Annotated in this window: 16 protein-coding genes; 4 read left to right on the plus strand and 12 right to left on the minus strand. The window is 60.0% G+C overall.

Going from position 1 to position 17,125, the window contains the following annotated elements; genetic code table 11:
• Nucleotides 1-13 precede the first annotated feature (13 nt).
• From EPD80_RS02780 to rmuC, 8 genes are all read right to left on the minus strand, one after another.
• Nucleotides 14-715, minus strand: coding sequence for an ABC transporter ATP-binding protein (locus EPD80_RS02780; protein WP_142809212.1), 702 nt, complete (start codon nucleotides 713-715; stop codon nucleotides 14-16).
• Entirely contained in the window at nucleotides 708-1,421 is a 714-nt protein-coding gene (locus EPD80_RS02785; RefSeq protein WP_142809214.1) for an ABC transporter ATP-binding protein, read from the minus strand. Before EPD80_RS02785 ends, EPD80_RS02780 begins: the two co-directional genes overlap by 8 nt.
• Entirely contained in the window at nucleotides 1,415-2,365 is a 951-nt protein-coding gene (locus EPD80_RS02790; protein WP_221928789.1) for a branched-chain amino acid ABC transporter permease, read from the minus strand. The genes EPD80_RS02785 and EPD80_RS02790 overlap by 7 nt, the downstream gene beginning before the upstream one ends.
• Nucleotides 2,362-3,234: a branched-chain amino acid ABC transporter permease gene (locus tag EPD80_RS02795; protein WP_142809216.1), complete on the minus strand. Its 873-nt coding sequence runs from the start codon at nucleotides 3,232-3,234 to the stop codon at nucleotides 2,362-2,364. The genes EPD80_RS02790 and EPD80_RS02795 overlap by 4 nt, the downstream gene beginning before the upstream one ends.
• A gap of 501 nt (nucleotides 3,235-3,735) precedes the next feature.
• Nucleotides 3,736-4,896, minus strand: a complete 1,161-nt coding sequence (locus EPD80_RS02805; protein WP_142809218.1) for an ABC transporter substrate-binding protein — start codon at nucleotides 4,894-4,896, stop codon at nucleotides 3,736-3,738.
• A gap of 177 nt (nucleotides 4,897-5,073) precedes the next feature.
• A complete protein-coding gene (locus EPD80_RS02810; RefSeq protein WP_142809221.1) occupies nucleotides 5,074-5,475 on the minus strand; it encodes a Zn-ribbon domain-containing OB-fold protein in 402 nt (133 codons plus the stop codon).
• A gap of 4 nt (nucleotides 5,476-5,479) precedes the next feature.
• Nucleotides 5,480-6,646, minus strand: a complete 1,167-nt coding sequence (locus tag EPD80_RS02815; protein WP_142809223.1) for a thiolase domain-containing protein — start codon at nucleotides 6,644-6,646, stop codon at nucleotides 5,480-5,482.
• Nucleotides 6,647-6,740: 94 nt separating this feature from the next.
• Nucleotides 6,741-8,174 carry a DNA recombination protein RmuC gene (rmuC, locus tag EPD80_RS02820; RefSeq protein WP_142809225.1) on the minus strand — a complete coding sequence of 478 codons (1,434 nt, stop codon included), beginning with the start codon at nucleotides 8,172-8,174 and terminating at the stop codon, nucleotides 6,741-6,743.
• 77 nt (nucleotides 8,175-8,251) lie between these two features.
• On the opposite strand from rmuC, the gene EPD80_RS02825 reads away from it, so the two are divergent.
• Nucleotides 8,252-8,464, plus strand: a complete 213-nt coding sequence (locus EPD80_RS02825; protein ID WP_142804640.1) for a YgaP family membrane protein — start codon at nucleotides 8,252-8,254, stop codon at nucleotides 8,462-8,464.
• A gap of 3 nt (nucleotides 8,465-8,467) precedes the next feature.
• On the opposite strand, the gene rsmA is transcribed toward EPD80_RS02825, so the two are convergent.
• The 4 genes from rsmA to EPD80_RS02845 all read right to left on the minus strand — a co-directional run bounded on the left by rsmA (nucleotide 8,468) and on the right by EPD80_RS02845 (nucleotide 13,477).
• Complete coding sequence (gene rsmA / locus EPD80_RS02830) at nucleotides 8,468-9,271, minus strand: 16S rRNA (adenine(1518)-N(6)/adenine(1519)-N(6))-dimethyltransferase RsmA (RefSeq protein ID WP_255446495.1); 804 nt, start codon at nucleotides 9,269-9,271, stop codon at nucleotides 8,468-8,470.
• Nucleotides 9,268-10,245, minus strand: coding sequence for a 4-hydroxythreonine-4-phosphate dehydrogenase PdxA (gene pdxA, locus EPD80_RS02835; protein ID WP_142809227.1), 978 nt, complete (start codon nucleotides 10,243-10,245; stop codon nucleotides 9,268-9,270). The genes rsmA and pdxA overlap by 4 nt, the downstream gene beginning before the upstream one ends.
• On the minus strand, nucleotides 10,242-11,174 hold the full coding sequence (locus tag EPD80_RS02840; RefSeq protein WP_185957679.1) for a peptidylprolyl isomerase: 933 nt from the start codon (nucleotides 11,172-11,174) through the stop codon (nucleotides 10,242-10,244). The genes pdxA and EPD80_RS02840 overlap by 4 nt, the downstream gene beginning before the upstream one ends.
• Before the next feature lie 119 nt (nucleotides 11,175-11,293).
• Nucleotides 11,294-13,477: an LPS-assembly protein LptD gene (locus EPD80_RS02845; RefSeq protein WP_221928790.1), complete on the minus strand. Its 2,184-nt coding sequence runs from the start codon at nucleotides 13,475-13,477 to the stop codon at nucleotides 11,294-11,296.
• A 572-nt stretch (nucleotides 13,478-14,049) separates the two neighbouring features.
• Here EPD80_RS02845 and EPD80_RS02850 point away from each other — a divergent pair.
• Genes EPD80_RS02850 through EPD80_RS02860 form a run of 3 tightly spaced genes read left to right on the plus strand, consistent with a single transcriptional unit; the run spans nucleotide 14,050 to nucleotide 17,109 of the window.
• A complete protein-coding gene (locus EPD80_RS02850; protein ID WP_142809231.1) occupies nucleotides 14,050-15,045 on the plus strand; it encodes an aminoglycoside phosphotransferase family protein in 996 nt (331 codons plus the stop codon).
• Between the two features lie 13 nt (nucleotides 15,046-15,058).
• A complete protein-coding gene (locus EPD80_RS02855; RefSeq protein WP_142809371.1) occupies nucleotides 15,059-15,763 on the plus strand; it encodes a nucleotidyltransferase family protein in 705 nt (234 codons plus the stop codon).
• Complete coding sequence (locus EPD80_RS02860) at nucleotides 15,760-17,109, plus strand: aminopeptidase P N-terminal domain-containing protein (protein WP_142809233.1); 1,350 nt, start codon at nucleotides 15,760-15,762, stop codon at nucleotides 17,107-17,109. The genes EPD80_RS02855 and EPD80_RS02860 overlap by 4 nt, the downstream gene beginning before the upstream one ends.
• Nucleotides 17,110-17,125: the final 16 nt, after the last annotated feature.

Below are 17,125 nucleotides of genomic sequence, written 5' to 3' on the forward strand. Positions count from 1 at the left end.
TTTCCAGCACCTATCAGCGTGAGAAATAAAGATCGTGCAACACGGCGAGGTCGACATCTCGGGCGGGAGCAGACCAGGCTACCTTGCCCGATAACATGAGGTACACCTCGTCGGCGACGCCGACCGCCTTGTGAGTATTCTGCTCGACCAAAACGATGGTCCTTCCTTCTGCCTTCAAATCGGCGATGATCTCGAACAGCTCATTGACGATGACCGGCGCAAGTCCCAACGAAGGCTCGTCGATCAACAGGAGCTGAGGCTCCGACATCAAACCGCGCGCCATGGCCAACATTTGACCCTCTCCACCCGAGAGGGTACCCGCCAGCTGACGGCGGCGCTCACGCAGGCGGGGAAACAGGGTATAGGCTCGTTCGAGGTTGCGCGCTACCCCTGCGCGCCGTGCCTTGGGAAACGCCCCAAGGATGAGATTGTCTTCCACGGTCATGTCGCGAAAGATCATCCGTCCTTCAGGAATCATCGCGATGCCGGCTTCGAGCAAATGCCACGGCGCCATCCCATGGATAGGACGATCCCGAAAAAGAATTTCTCCCTTGCGCGGCTGCAACAATCCCACGATGGCGCGCAACAGGGTGGTTTTCCCCGCACCGTTGGGGCCAATGATGGTGGTGACACGACCTTCGGCAATCGACAAGGAAACATCCCACAGGACATTGATCGGGCCGTATCCGGCTTCGAGGTTGCGTATTTCAAGCATGCTCGGCTCCGGTGTAACTTCGGATCACCTCCGGATCACGAAATACGTTCTCCGGGGTACCGTCGGCGATCACCTCGCCGAAATTGAGCACCACGACCCGATGACAAAGAGATGCGATCGTCTCGAGATCATGCTCGATGATGAGAATCCCCAAAGAAAAGCGCTCGTGCAACGATTTGAGCAGCGTCATGAAGTGCCGTTTCCCCACGCTTTCCAGACCCGCGAGTACCTCATCCAAGAGCAGAAGCGACGGAGCCGTGGCCAACGCCTTCGCCACCTCCAAGGACTTGAGCTCGGTGAGCGACAACTCACTGGATGCATCCCGTTCGGATTTGTCGTCCAAGCCCGTGATTTCCAGGATTTCGTCGATTTTCACGCTATCGAGCTTCCCGGCGCCGAAGCGCTGTGCGACGACCAGATTTTCTCGCACCGTCAGTTCATGCATTGGCTGAGGAATCTGAAAAGTTCGTCCGATTCCCAATCGAGCTCGCCGATAAACCGGCATACTTCCAAGATCGTGGGTGTCGAAGAGGATGCGTCCGCTCGTTGGTTTCACCAAGCCTGAGATCACGTTGAACAAAGTCGTCTTACCCGCCCCGTTCGGGCCAACCAGACCGACGATCTCGTTGGTACCCACACTCAGACTCACGTTATTCAGGGCAACCAACCCCCCAAAGCGAACGCTCACGTCTTCGAGTTTCAGCATGTCCGCTTCCTCGTCCGTACCGTCAGCAAAGGGAGCAATCCACCGGGGCTGAACAGGATCATTACCACCAAAATGATGCCGAGTATGATTTGATGGCCGCTCGGAAAGATGTTTTTGAAAAGCAGCTGATCGACGAGGTAGACCACGACCGCACCCACAAGGGGCCCCCAGATCGTACGGTAGCCGCCGAAAATCGCCGCCACGATGGGAATCACGATCCACACGCCGCCGAAGGCGTAATCTGGTTCGAGAAAATTGATGTAGTGGGCATTGAAGGCTCCTATCATCCCGGTCATGCAAGCCGACAACAGCAGCATTGCCGCCTTGAGGAGCGTACTATTGACGCCGACCACCCTCGTCGCGTCTTCGCTTTCGTGCATCGCCCGCAAAGCCAAGCCATAATGACTGTTCGCAACCCATCGATATACGAGAATGAACGCAAAAACGAGTGTCACCACGATCAGATAACTCGATATTTTGCTCCCCGACTCCCACCATAGAACGGCAGGAAGACTAGGAATGCTCGACAAACCAGCCACACCATTGGTGAGCGAGCGCCATTCCGTGGCGATGATGCGGAAAATCTGGGCATAGGCGAGGATGGCGATCGCAAAATAGGGGCCCTTCAAGCGCAAAGTCGGCAGCATGAGCACGGAGACAAGGAGGGCGCCGATCCCGCCGCAAACCATCGCCAGCCATATGGGAAAATCGGCGTTGATCGCCAACAAAGCCGACACATAAGCCCCTACTCCGAAGAAAGCGCTATGGCCGAAGCTGATCATCCCTCCGAGATTACCGAGCAAGGCCCAAGCCAAAGCAACCCCGCCGATCACCAAAGAGGCCACGATCAAACTCATCAGGTAGGCATTGGCACCGAAGAGCCAGGGAACGAAAAAGTAAGCCAATAGAACGACCACAGCCCATCTTAATAGCATGACCTTCATCCTCTTCCTCCTGTTACACCGAACAAACCGTTGGGTAACACGAACAAAACGATCAGCAATAGGATCATGCCCACCAAATCTTGGAGCGCAGAGCTGGCGAAAGTCACCGTCAAGGCCTCGGCGAGGCCAAGCAGAATCGAACCCAACATCACCCCTGGTATGGAACCCAACCCCGCCAGTACCGTGATCGTGAACGCTTTCAAGGTCAAGGCTTCGCCAAGGGGTGGGTGGATCACGCCATAGCTAAACAAGGCCACCCCAGCGAATGATGCCAAGATGCCGGCGACGACGAACGAGAGGATTTCAGTCAACCGCGGATCGATTCCCATCAATTTGGCCGCTTCCCGGTTGCTCGCCACGGCCCGCACGGCCCGTCCATACCAACTACGCGCCAGCCACCACCACAGAGCGCCCATCAGGATCAAAGAAACGAGAAAAAAAATTAGCTCGCTACGCATGCTTGCAAGCGGACCGAACACCAAGGCCTCTTGCAACCAGGGTGAAGTAGTGGCTCGCACGTCGGCCGACCAGATCATCAAGAGGGCATTCGTGAGCACGATCGCAATCCCATAAGTGAGGATGAGCGAATTGAGCTCACGATCCTTGCGAATGAAACTCAGAAGGTAATAGACGAGTACGGAACACAAACAAACCAAAACCAGCGCAAAAGGAATCGCAAAAACCGGATTGACATCCATTCTGGATTCTACTGTGTAGGCGATATAAGCACTCAAAAGCACCAGTTCGCCATGTGCTAGATTTATTATTTTCAAGGTACCAAAAACTAACGCCAAACCAAATGCGATCAGCGCGTAGGATCCTCCTTGAAGAAAACCCGAATACAGGGCTTGCAATACGAGTTCTATCATTTGATCGCGACTCCTCGGTCGAATAAATACGGCTCACCAAGATTCTACTGGAAAAATGATTTTACCAGTCTGATTTTATCGGTCGATGCCTCTTCGGGTCACAGCAATACGATTCCTCGGCTTTGATGCTGATCGACAAGCTGAGCGAAATTCGGATCGTTCTCTTTGTTGCCAAATTGGATACAACCAATGAGCTTTTCTCGACCTGTTTTTCAGTTATACTAAAACCATCTACTTGTCGAAGCGCAAAATCACTACGGACTTCGCTACCGCCGATCTGAATTCACTCAGGCAACCAAGCGAACCATACACTGCCATTACATTGGCGGTTGGCTTGGGAAACGCTTATAATAATTGGCTGCGTGGGCGAATCGCTGCGTTGCGCGGTGCTTGCTCCCTCGCCTATCTAGTTGATTTGTCTCGGTCGCTGCGTACCAAACGCCTTGCGCTTCATCCCGCTCGCTCATTTCTTCAGCGTCTCCCTTGCAACAACGAGCCGGCTTACCAAGGAACTCCAGGATAGATCATGGGTGCAGTGGCTTTCTCTTGCGGCCAGACGATAACGATTTTGCCATTTTGATGTTGCCCCATGTATTGCGTAAAGTATTGGTTATCGTTTTTCTCGTTGAATTTCACCCGACCTATCAAGGTTTCTCGATCGGTCTTCGCCAACTCAGCAACGATCTTCGCTGGCTCCAAGGCCCCCTGATCCAGAACCCGCGCAATCGCCTCGAACAGGATCATTGACTGGACATAACCAAACATTGCCAAATAGTCGGGTTCTTTATGAAAAATTTTGTCGAAATTCTGGGCAAAAACCTTTCCTTCATCCGTTTTGAACTCGGGAGGATAAGAAACCATACTGGTACCAAACGTATGGTTAAGGATTTCGCCATGGTTTTTGGCCATTGGCGCAGTTGCAATTCCCCAAGCACCGATGATCGCTTTGACCGGGGGCTTGAGAACCCTCGCCGCTCTGATGATATTGAGATAATCATTTTCATAACCACTGATCACCAATAATTCTGAACGATCGTTCAGTTTTATCTTGTTGATGATCGGTTTGAAATCTGTGGCCGCGGGATCGAATTCGTGCATCGTGACACGGTACCCTGTTCCCTGCAGTGACTGTTGTAAATCTTTCGCCAGGCCGGAAGTCGCTTCTCTGGCCGAATAAACGATCGAAACGGATTTTGCATCGAGCGATTCGATCAGACCTAGTATGGCCTTGCGATAGCCATCAGAATTAATTACACGAAAATAGGTCTTGAGTCCTTTTTCAGTGATCGAGTCGGAAAATACCCCGGTCGTGACATAGGGTAGCCCCAGTTTATCGGCTGCTTCGGCTGCGGGCGAAACGACGTTGGTACCATATCCCCCCGTAAAAGCGACGACACCCTGGGAAGCCATCTTCTCTACGCCGGCAATCGCCTTGGCGGGAGAAGATTCATTGTCCACGGTAATCAATTTGATCGTGTGCTTACCGTTGGTCTGATTGAACACCTCGACCGCGGTCTGGATCCCTTCGTGGGTGCTCGTCCCCACCCGCGCCAGTGAACCAGTAAGGGGAATATCCGAACCGACCAAGATTTCGGCAGCTGCGGCACTTCCAACGCCGAGTGCAGCAACCAGGAACGCTGTGATCCCTTTTTTCCATAGCATGATAGTCTCCTCCTTTCATTGGGCATGTATATAAATAAACCGACGACATGGCAACGTAACATGATGCGGATACTCGCCTATCTTGGTGACAGGTCTCGCATTCCGTGCTCTAGGCGCCTTGCCCTGCAACGCTCACGACGGTTTTTTTTGCAACGCCCTGTGGGTTCCTGTATAGCCCTAGTCGGGGGTGAAACAAGGCACCATCGTCCCATCGCTCGCTGCTTTGAAGACGACCCGTACGCGCTGACCGATCCGAAGATCGTCGAGATCGCAATCGACGAGGTTCGTCATCATACGCACCCCTTCGTCGAGGGTGACATAAGCGATCGCATAGGGAACGGGAACACCGCCGCGCGTGACACTGTAGCTGTAAATCTCGCCGCGTCCCGTAGCCGCAGTCCATTCGAGACGATCGCTGAAGCAGAAGGGACACAATGCCCGCGGGTAAAAATGGACCCGACCACAATCGGTACAACGCTTGAGCAAGAGTTTTCCTTCAGCGGCCGCGGTAAAATACGGTTCGTCGCCAGGGTTCGGTTTGGGTGGGGTCATTTCACGAGTTTGATAAGGCGTACTCATCGTCTCACCCCCTCTCGAGGATCAAAGTGGCGCTGCCATGCCTACTTGCAATCGAACCACCGGTCCCTTGAGCGAGTGCCAGTTGACAGTTGGGGACCTGCACTTTGGGATGGGCCTCTCCGCGCAGCTGGCGCACCGCTTCGATGATCTTGGTCATTCCCCCACGGTTGGCCGGATGGTTGTTGCACAGCCCACCACCATCGGTGTTGAACGGCAGTTTGCCCACTCCGGAGATCAGATTGCCCTCGGCGACGAATTTTCCGCCTTCGCCCTTGGGGCAAAACCCCAGATCTTCGAGCTGTAACAGCACCGTAATGGTGAAACTGTCGTAGATCGAGGCATATTGGATGTCGCCGGGTGTCACCCCTGCTTCTTCGAAAGCCGCCTTACCCGACCAAACGGCGCCGGTGTAGGTCAGGTCGATATGCCCGCCTTCGGTGTGCTTGGGCGATTCGCCAGCACCGAGGACATTGATGAGCGGACGCTTCAGGCTCTTGGCGATCTCAGGGCGAGCCACGATCACGGCCCCACCGCCGTCGCTGACCACGCAGCAATCGAGCCGATGCAGAGGATCGGAGATCAAGGGGGAGGAGATCACCTGTTCGACGGTAACGACGTCACGCAGCATGGCCTGGGGGTTGTACTGCGCATGGTGCGAAGCGGCAACTTTGATCCAAGCGAGCTGCTCGCTGGTGGTGCCATACTCATACATGTGGCGCATCGCCGCCATGGCGTATTGGTTGATCGTGACGGGCGCATAGGGCAATTCGAACGGCCCATCGGGAAGGTTCGCCCCCCAGTTGCGCACTTGTGTGCCGCTCGAACCTTCCGAGCGGGGACGACCCGCGAGCGTAATCAAGGCAACGTTACACTTGCCCATTGCGATCGCCTGGGCGGCATGGGCAACGTGGATCAAGTAGGAGGATCCGCCCGTCTCGGTCGTGTCGACATGGCGCACTTTGAGTCCCATGTATTCGACCATGCTGAAAGCGCCCAGCCCCGGAGCATCTCCCGCACAGAAGTAGCCGTCGATGTCCTCCTTGCTCAGCCCTGCGTCGGCGAGCGCTCCTTTGGCGCATTCGGCATGCAGTTGGGCCACGGATTTGTCCGGTGCCTTACGCGTTGGGTGCTCGTACGCGCCGACGATGCAGGCCTTTCGCTTGATACTCATGCCCCTCCCCTTTTACTGTTCTCTATGGGAGGGAAGATACCTGCTTATGAAAAGGGGTGCAATTTTTTATTGCTGAAGCGAGGCTTAAGAAGAGCTAAACTGCTTCTCCCTGCTCGGATGTCGTCAAAGGCAATGTTCTGGCCGGTTTCACCCCCAGTTCCCTGAGCGACTCGGCACGGTGCAGCAGATTTCCCTTACCGGTGGCGAGCTTGCCCATCGCCTTGTCGTACTCACTGCGCGCCTGCTCCAGGCGTTGCCCGAGCGCCTGCAAGTCGGCAACGAACCCGGCGAGCTTGTCGTAGAGCTCGGCGCCGCGCTTGGCGATTTCCTGCGCGTTTTGATTTTGTTGCTCCTGACGCCAGAGGTGCGCCACGGTGCGCACGACGAAGAGCAGCGTCGAGGGGCTCACCAGCAGCACGTTGCGCTGCCAGGCGTCCATGAAGAGGTCCCGGTCGTGCGTGACGGCGAGCATGAATGCGGGTTCGATCGGCACGAAGAGCAGCACGAAGTCGAGCGACCCCACGCCGTAGAGTTCTTCATAGCGTCGTTGCGACAATCCTTTCATGTGCATACGCACCGAATCGAGGTGCCGTTTGAGCGCCGCCTGGCGGGCATGCTCGTCCGTAGCGGCCGTGTAGTCTTCATAGGCATTGAGGGAGACTTTGGCGTCGATGACGAGGTGCCGCCCCTCGGGGAGGCGGATCACGACGTCGGGTTGCAGGCGTCGTCCTTCGCCATCGGTGTGCGACACCTGCACCTCATACTCCTCGCCGCGGCGCAAACCGGAAGCCTCCAGCACGCGTTCGAGCACGAGCTCTCCCCAGGTGCCCTGGGTCTTGCTCGACCCCTTGAGCGCCTCGGTGAGCTGACGCGCCTCCCGGCTCAAGGTCTGGTTGAGCGCCATGAGCTGACGCACCTGCTCGGCCAGTGCCGTGCGATCCTTGCCTTCATTGACGTAGGCTTCCTCGACCTTGCGCTGAAACTCGGTCAGACGCATCTTGAGCGGTTCGAGCAAGCCGGCGAGTTGCGCCTGATTTTGATCGGTGAAGCGGCGAGACTTCTCCTCGAGGATCTCATTGGCCAGGTTCTTGAATTGCTCGGTGAGCTGCTGACGGGCGTCTTCGAGCAAGCGCAATTTCTCCGCCGCTGCCCGGCGTTCGGCTTCGAGTTCCTGGGCCAGAGCCGCTTGACGTTCGGCCAAGCGCCGGTTTTCCTCCAAGGTTTGCTGCCAGCGGGTTTGCACTTCCGCGAGGCGCTGGTTGGTTTCGGCCAGGCGCTCTGCCAAGCCGGCGCGATGAGTCAGCTCGCCGCGCAGTTGCGCCACTTCTTCGTGCAGCAGGCGGCGCTCGCTCTCCAGGGACTCGATGCGCTGGCGCAATTCGCTCTGCAAGCGCAGTTCCGCTTCTTGCCGTTGGGCGAGCTCACGCTCGAAACTGGAGCGCTGAGCCGAGAGCGATAAACGCGCCCAGAAAAAGGACGACGCAACGCCGATGAGCATCGCCAAGAGAATGAGAAGAAAAAAATCCATGGAATCGACCCCCTCGCATCGAGTGAAAGTGCTAAGATGAAATGCGGAATCCCCCATCAACCAGGAGGAATAGCGCCATGAAACCAAATGTCGGAGGCGTCGACAAGATCGTTCGTATCGTCGTGGGCGTATTGTTGATCGTGCTCGCTTTGATGGGTATCGGCACGCCCTGGACGTGGATCGGGGTGCTGCCGCTTGCCACTGGGCTTTTCAACTGGTGCCCGCTCTATACCCTCATCGGGGTGAACACCTGCAAGACCAAGGAATCCGGCTCCGGCCAGAATTCCTGAGCCTCATGCCCCAGAGGCTGGCGCGTGCGCGAGCACGTTTGCCAGCCGCACGAAATCCTCGACCGCGAGGGTCTCCGCACGGGCGTTTGGATCGATCCCCGCCTGAACGAAGAGAGCCGGATCCGGAATCGACGCTTTCAAGGCGTTGCGTAACGTCTTGCGCCGCTGATTGAAGGCGGCGGCGACCAGCCGGGAGAATCGTTCGGGATCTTCGAGGGTATGCGTCCCCTCGGGCAAAGGAGTGAGGCGCACGATGCTGGAAGTGACTTTCGGCGTGGGCACGAATGCACCCGGCGGCACGTCGAAACACTTGCGCACGGCAAATCGCTGCTGCAGCATCACCGACAATCGCCCATAGGCAGCACTGTCCGGAGCGGCCGCCATGCGCTCCACGACTTCCTTTTGCAGCATGAAGGTCATGTCCGCGATGCGATCGGCGTAGTCCGCGAGGTGAAACAGTAGTGGCGTCGACACGTTGTATGGCAGATTTCCTACCACCCGCAAAGGGGCCGGCAGAGTGGCGAAATCGAAACGCAAGGCGTCGGCCTCGATGAGCCGCAGCCGCTCCGCGGGGAAGCGCTGCCGCAGGCGGGCGGCGAGATCGCGATCGAGTTCGATGGCCGTGAGCTGGCCGGCGGCTTCGATGAGCGGCTCGGTGAGTGCGCCGAGCCCGGGGCCGATCTCGACGAGGTGCTCGCCTGGTTTCGGGTCGATCGTGGCGACGATGCGCCGGATCACGTTGGGATCACGCAGGAAATTCTGCCCGAAGCGCTTGCGCGCCCGGTGGCCTTGTACTTCGGCGATCACGTGCCGCTTTCCCCCTGAGCGGCAAGACGCTCCTCGACGGAAGCAAGCAGACAGGCGAGCGTGACCGCCTCGAAGAGGCTGCCCGGATCCGCGCGCCCGGTACCGGCCAGATCGAGGGCCGTACCGTGATCGACCGAGGTGCGGATGAAGGGCAAACCGAGGGTGACATTAACGCCGTTGCCGAAACTGGCGTACTTGAGCACCGGCAAGCCCTGGTCATGGTACATGACGAGCTGGGCGTCACTGCCGGCAATCACTCGGGGCGTAAAGAGCGTATCGGCCGGCAGAGGGCCGACCAGGGTCATCCCCTCGGCGCGCAACCGCTCGAGCACGGGAGTGATGACCTCGATTTCTTCCCGTCCGATATGGCCGCTCTCGCCGGCGTGCGGGTTGAGGCCGGCCACGAGGATGCGCGGCCGGGCGATGCCGAAACGGCGACGCAGATCCCGATCGAGGATGCGCAGCACGGCTTCGAGCCGCTGCGGCGTGACGGCGGCAGGCACTTCAGTCAAGGGCAAATGAGTGGTGACCAGCGCGACGCGCAACCCCGCACCCACAAGCATCATCACCACGAACGGCGTGCCGCTACGCTCGGCAAGATACTCGGTATGTCCGGTGAAGGTGTGCCCCGATTCGGCGATGAGGCTTTTTTGGATCGGCGCCGTGACGATCGCGGCGAAGATGCCTTCGAGCACGCCGTCGATCGCCGTGTCGAGCACTTCGAGCACGTACGGCGCGTTGGCCGGTTCGAGGCAACCGGGCTTGGAAGGGGCGCGTAGCGGGACATGGCGTACCGACAAGGGCGCAGGATCGGCGGGATCGAATTCGGGCAGCGGCGGCGCACCGCGTTGGCGTAGCAATTCCCGATCGCCGATTAGCACGAGCGGCGCAGGCCACAGACGGTCGGCAAGCCGGGCGCAGAGCTCGGGACCGACCCCAGCAGGTTCGCCCGTGGTGAGGGCGATCGGTTTCATGTTCCCTCCAGTGCGTCGCGACGGATTTCGACGAAGGCCTCGGCGCGAATGGTTTGCAACCAAGCATTGTAGGCCTGCTCGAGTTTTTGGCGACGTAGGATCTGCCTGGCGTAGTTACGGCGATAGTCTTCGGAGGCAGTGAGCGGACGGCGCTCCAAAACCTGGATCAGGTGCCAGCCGAAGGGGGTTTTCACCGGTTGGGAAATCTCGCCCGGTTCGAGTCGGTTCATCGCTTCCTCGAAGGCAGGCACGGTATCGCCCGGGTTGATCCAGCCGAGATCTCCTCCTTTGAAAGCGGAGCCGTCGTCGGAATTGGCCCGGGCAAGCTCGGCGAAGTCTGCCCCATTGAGAATGCGTTCGCGCAACGCAAGGAGCCGTGCTCGAGCCGATTCGTCGTTGGTGGCCTGGTTGGTACGGATCAGGATGTGGCGTACGCGGGTCTGGATCACATTGCCTGCTTCCGCCTCGATGCGGCGCATCAGATCGGGGTTGTTGGCCAGAAAGTGGTCGACCTCGGTATCCGACACCGTCACCCGCCCCTCCATCTCTCGCTCACGCAGCCGAGCGATGGTCATTTCGCGGCGAATCTGCTCGCGAAACTGATCGAAACTGATCCCGTCGGCGGCGAGTGCCTGTTCCAAGGTATCCAAAGTGAGGGCATTGCGCTGGGCGATGTCCTCGATTGCCCGGGAAACGGCCGCATCATCGACGGAGATCCCCATGCGTTTGGCTACCTGCAGTTGCAGTTTCTCCAAAATCATCTGTTCGAGCACTTGCTGGCGCAAGTCGGATTCGGAGATCTGCAGGCCCTGTTTGGCCACTTGATTCTGAGCGCGGACGAGGTATTGGTTCAATTCGGTAGACGTGATGGGCTCGTTGTTGACCACGGCCACGACCCGGGTCAGCTCGAGCGCGGAGGCCGGCCACATCCAGAACACCAGAAGAAAGGGCAATAGCCCACGCAGCCCCCTTGGGCGTCGTTGTGCAATCATGCAAGCACCACGCAACCAAGCCATGTGGCTGCACAGTTGGCCAATCGAGATACCCATCACATCCCCCCTTCGGTTCCGAGCATCGTGCTGGTGGCGGTTGGTTGAATCTTGCCGTACCCGGGAACCGAGCGGCGCAATAGCGTTTCTGGGCTGGAACCGAGGCTACCCAATCCATTGAGTTCGAGTTGCACGAAAAATGCCGTGTTCTCGTCATCAGCAGACAAGGCATAACGGTGGAAGGCGGTGCGCAGCACCCAGCAGCCGCCGTCATACTCCAACCCCACGATGGCCTCGGTGAGGCGCTCTTCGAGCAAAGAGCGGCTCATGCGCGCCACTCCGACCCATCGTTTGGCCAGCGGCCACTGCACGCCTATGCCCACGTCTTCGAGGAGATCTCGAGTATAACGGTAGTCGAGATTGAGCACCCGGGCAAAACCTGGTTGGTAGCGCACGCCCGTATTCAGGCGCTGCGTCTGGTTCTCGTTGGGGTTGTATTGCCAGAAGGTTTTGAACTGCATCTGTCGGGTCAGGTGTACATCGGCTTCACCGAGCACGTCGGTTCGTCGATCGAGAATGGGGCTCTCATAGGGCATCAGCACTCGAGGCGTTTCGAAATAATAACGTTGACCCAAAGTAACGCGCAGGCGTTCCCAACCGGTTTCGGATTCGAGCAAACGCGACGTGACGGCAAAAGTGATCTGGTCGGCATCGGAAATCCGATCGTCCCCGACGTAGCGGTTGGGGTAGAAAATCTGGGCAAATCCGTAGCCGAAACGGCTCGAATCGAACAAGGGGATGTCCGACTGCCGTCGATAAGGAGTTTTCACGTAAAAAAGACGCGGCTCGAGGGTCTGTAACCAATCCCGGCCGAAGAAGGCCGCCTCACGCTCGAAAGCGAGCCCCATGTCGAGCGAGGTGATGGGGATGCTACGGGTGATCTGGGTCCTTCCCTGTTCAATGGCTGCCTGATCCAGGTCGTAGCGGCTGTAATGCCATTGAACCCTGGGTTCGAAATGCCACCAGCTGCGGTAGATCGGCAGGGAAAGACTCGGAGCGAGCACGAACCGGCTCCCGTCGACCCAGTTCATGCCATAGAGACCGGGCGAACCGGCCTGATCATGCCGGAATTCAGTATAGTGCCCGCCCAAATCGAGCTGAAGGCCGCCGGGAAGATTGAGCGGATCGTGCCACAAAGTCAGCTGAGGCAAACGGCGGTAAGGCTCGGTGACGTCTCGGTCGACCGTCTGGTATTCCTGCATCAACAGCGATCCACCCCAACCTGCCGGATTGTGGTAATTGAGCTGTCCCTGGCGAACTAGGTGCGAGATCGAAGACAATTCGATGCGACTACTCAGATCACGAAAATAGTTTTTGTCGCTGACGGCATTGAGGTCTAGTGAATACGACCAGCTGGGGGAAATCCATTGTTGATGCTGCAGGGAGCCCAACGCACGGTTACGATCGGCCTGGCGGTCGCTGGGCAGAAATTCCCCACGCAGCTGCCCCTGATAGCTTGGAGTGAGGTAGCGGTATTCCCCCCCCAGTTGTACCCCACGCTTGGCCATCAGACGCGTCGTCAGGGTGGCGTCGTAATTCGGGGCCAAGTTAAAGTAATACGGAACCGCCACGTCGAATCCGGACTGGGTGGACATCCCCGCGGTTGGCGTAAGGAAACCAGACTTTCGCTCTTTGCTCAGCGGAAATTCGGCGTAAGGCGCAGCCAGGATCGGCACTCCGTGCAGAACGAGCGACATGTTCCTTGCCTGCCCCTGGTTTCGGTCATAGTCAAGCTTTAGCTCATTGGCTTTGACGTACCAGGCCGGATCCGGGGCAGGACAGCTCGTCCAGGTGCCCCTGAGCAGGCGATACTGGTTTTCCCCTTCGAAGAAGAGCTTCTGCCCTTGACCGTGACCCGCGCGGCTCTGATCCTTGACGTGCTCCGGTGGGTCATAGCGATAGACCGGCTGCTCGATCTCGCCCTCTTTGGCCGTGACATAGAGACGCCCCCGCGGTCCCTCGACCTGGAAGCCCTTGGCCGTGTCCTGGATGACGACTCGTCCCTCGCCGCTCGCCTCATCGGTGAGCTCGTCGAAGCGCAAGCGATCCCCTCGGATGCGAAGACTGTCTCGTATGATTACAGCATTACCTATGGCTTCGACGGCAACCCCCCGCTCGCCGCGGATCTCGTCGGCTTCGACGATCGTTCCCTGAGGCAGGAGGGAGGTTTCGGTGCCACTCACCGCATCGGCAGGAAGGCGGATACGAGGCGCTTGCTGGGAGCTGGACGTCGCACCGGGCTGCACCGCGGGCAAAGAAGCCGGAGCGGGGCTCGATGACGTTTGGGGCGAGGCGGGAGGAGGAGTCGGGGTGAGCGGCGCAGCGTCCTCCGATGCGGATTCGGGCTCGACCGTGGCGGAAAGGGGAACAGGGGGCGGCGGTGTCGGCGAATCTTGCTGCGACACCGAGGGTCGTGGCGCGCTTACCGGCGGTAAAGGCTGAGCGGTTCCTTCCGTTGGCGAAGGAACGACGGTAACCGAGGCTCCAGAGGGCGTCGCCGTAGGCGAAGTTGGTGCGACGAGGACGGGCTTGGGCGCCGGTGGCAGGCCAAGGAGCTCCGGTTTCACCGGTAAAGGCGACAAGGGTTGGGCGATCGCTCGGGCACACGGCAGACTCCAGGCCAGGAACACCGCTGCCCAGGCAAGCAAACCAAAATTTTCCCCGTCACGCAAAATCGGACTCCCCCGAAGTCACGGGCACACAGCCTCGGCTTTGATAAAATCGTCCGCCATTGTACCGCAAGGAACCCGCCCTCATGGATCGCTTCGCGCGCCTGCGCCATTGGTTGGCCGATCTCGGCATTGCCGCCGAACCTCGTCCGGCGAGCGCCGATGCCAGCTTTCGCCGCTACTGGCGCGTTGCCCTGCCGGAAGGCGGCACGCGCATCGTCATGGATGCCCCGCCCGACAAGGAGCCTATCGGCCAGTGGCTCGCCGTGCAGAGGCTGCTGCATGATTCCGGCATCGCCGTGCCGCGCGTGGAGGCGGTCGATGCGAGCGAGGGCTTCGTTCTCATGGAAGATTTCGGCGATCGACCCTACGCCGGCAACGTTTCCCCAGAATCCGCCCACGAGCGCTACGCCCAGGCCATGGGAACGCTCGCCACCCTGCAGGCCCTGCCGCGCCCCGATTGGCTGCCGGAATATGATCGGGAAAAACTGCTCACCGAGCTGAGCCTCTTTCCCGAATGGTACGTGCGTCGCCACCTGGGTGTGACCCTCACGCCGAGCGAAGAAGCAATGCTCGAGCGCCTCTTCGCGGTACTGGTGGAACGGGCGCTCGCGCAACCGCGGGTCTTCGTGCATCGCGACTACCACGGCCGCAACCTGATGCTGCTCGACGAGGGGCGCGGTCCGGGCGTACTCGATTTTCAGGATGCGGTCTGGGGCCCGATCACGTACGACGCGGTCTCCCTCTTCAAGGATGCCTACGTCGATCTGACCGAAGAATTCGCGCTCGACCTGCTGGTACGCTATTGGCAGGTGGCCAAGCGCCTGGGGCTGCCGATCCACGCCGAGTTCGAGTCCTTTTATACCGACTACGAGTGGATGGGCGTACAGCGTCACCTCAAGGTGCTGGGCATCTTCGCCCGGCTCGCACATCGCGACGGCAAGACGAGCTACCTCGAAGACCTGCCGCGCGTGCGCCGTCATTTGTTGCTGGCGAGCCGCCGCTACGGGGAACTCGCCCCCTTGCGCCGATTGCTGGAGCGTCTGCATCCGGAGGATCTGGCTGTTGGGTACACCTTCTGAGGGATTCGTGGCGATGGTGCTCGCCGCCGGACGCGGTGAGCGCCTGCGCCCTCTCACCGACACCTGCCCCAAACCGCTGGTGGAGGTGGGCGGGAAAACGCTCATCGACCACTGGCTCGACCGGCTCGCCGACGCTGACTGCCGCCGCGCCGTGGTCAATCCCTGCTGGCTTGGCGACCGGATCGTTGCGCACCTCGCGCGGCGCGAAGCCCTCCCGCCATTGCGCTTCAGCCCAGAGCCGGCGCCGGGCCTGGAGACGGCCGGAGGGGTGCGCCAGGCGTTGGCGCTGCTCAATGCCGAGTCGTTTCTCGTCGTCAATGCCGACGTCTACTGCCCGCTCGACGTGGCCGCTTTCGTACGCCGCGCCCGGCGCCGGCTCGAAGCCGGGTTCCTCGCACATCTTCTGCTCGTCCCCAATCCGGTACACCACCCCCAAGGAGACTTTGCCCTGGGAGCAAATGCCTTGGTGTATCCTGATGCCAAGGAGGCTCGCGGCGAACCGCTCACGTTTGCCGGTATCGGCTTTTACCGCGCGGATTTCTTCCGGCCGCTGCCTGCCGGAGTGCGCGCACCGCTCGCGCCTCTCTTGCGCGCAGCGATGCAAGAGAGCAAGGTGAGCGGGGAGCGCTACGATGGCCTGTGGGTCGACGTCGGCACCCCCGAACGATTGCACGCCCTGCGCCGCCAGTTGTCGGCAGCACCCGAGGAGAGCGAATGAACCCCGATTTTCCCGTCGGCCGTTACCACGAAGACCTGAGTGCCTTCGCCAAGCGCCGTGCGAGTCTCTTGCATCAACTCGAAGCCGCTGGCGGCGGTGCGTTGCTCTTGCCCACGGCCCCCGAGCGCATCCGCAACGGCGGTACCACCTATCCTTACCGCTTCGACAGCGATTTCTACTACCTCACCGGCTACATCGAACCAGACGCCTGGCTGTTGCTGCGTACCTACGAAGAACCGCGCAGCGCGCTTTTTTGCCGCGACCGCGACCCGGAAAAAGAGTTGTGGGAAGGGCGTCGTCTGGGCGTGGCCGCCGCCCCCCAGGCATTGGGGTTGGAAGCGGCTTTCCCGCTCGCCGAGCTCGACACGAAGCTGCCGGAACTTCTCGCCGGCACGCCGGCGCTGTGGTTGCCGCTGGCGGAGAGCGAGGAGATCGACGCCCGCCTGCGGCGGCTGCTACCGAATCTGCGCACCAAGGCCCGCCTCGGCCCACCGGCACCGGCCACGCTGCACGACGCCCGCGCGCTCATCGGACGCATGCGCCGCGTCAAGGATGCCTTCGAGCTCGACCTGATGCAGCGCAGTGCGAGCATCGCCGCCCATGCCCACCGCCGCGCCATGCGCGTCTGCCGCCCCGGCGTGCATGAATACACGCTGGAAGCGGAACTGATCGCCGAATTCCGCCGCCACGGCGCCCAAGGCCCCTCCTACCCCTCCATCGTCGCCGGCGGCGCCAATGCCTGCATCCTGCACTACACCGACAACCGCTCGCGGCTGAAAGCGGGCGAGCTCGTACTCATCGACGCGGGCTGCGAATACGACGGTTACGCATCGGACATCACCCGCACTTTCCCCGTGGATGGGCGATTCCGCCCGCCGCAGCGCCTACTCTACGACCTCGTGCTCGCGGCGCAGGAGGCGGCGATCGCCGCGATCCGCCCCGGCGCCACCTTCGACGAACCCCACCAGGCGGCGGTGCGCGTGCTCACTCAAGGGCTACTCGACCTGGGGCTCCTCTCCGGTACGCTCGACGAAGCGCTCGAACGGCAGACCTACAAGCGCTTCTACATGCACCGCACCGGTCACTGGCTGGGTCTGGACGTACACGACGCCGGGCCCACGCACGAGCACGGCCAGCCGGTCACGCTCGTGCCCGGCATGGTGCTCACCGTCGAACCGGGGCTCTACGTGCCAGAGGCCGACGACGTACCGCGCGACTTCTGGAACCTCGGCATCCGCATCGAGGACGACGCCCTCGTGACCGAAGAAGGCTGTCGGCTACTCACACGCGACGTGCCGGTTGCGCCCGAGGCGATCGAAGCGCTGATGCAGCACGAAACGGCTTGACCCGAGGACGATCGCC

Origin of the sequence: Tepidiphilus olei (assembly GCF_006980705.1) — a bacterium.
GTDB classification, from domain to species: Bacteria; Pseudomonadota; Gammaproteobacteria; order Burkholderiales; family Rhodocyclaceae; genus Tepidiphilus; species Tepidiphilus olei.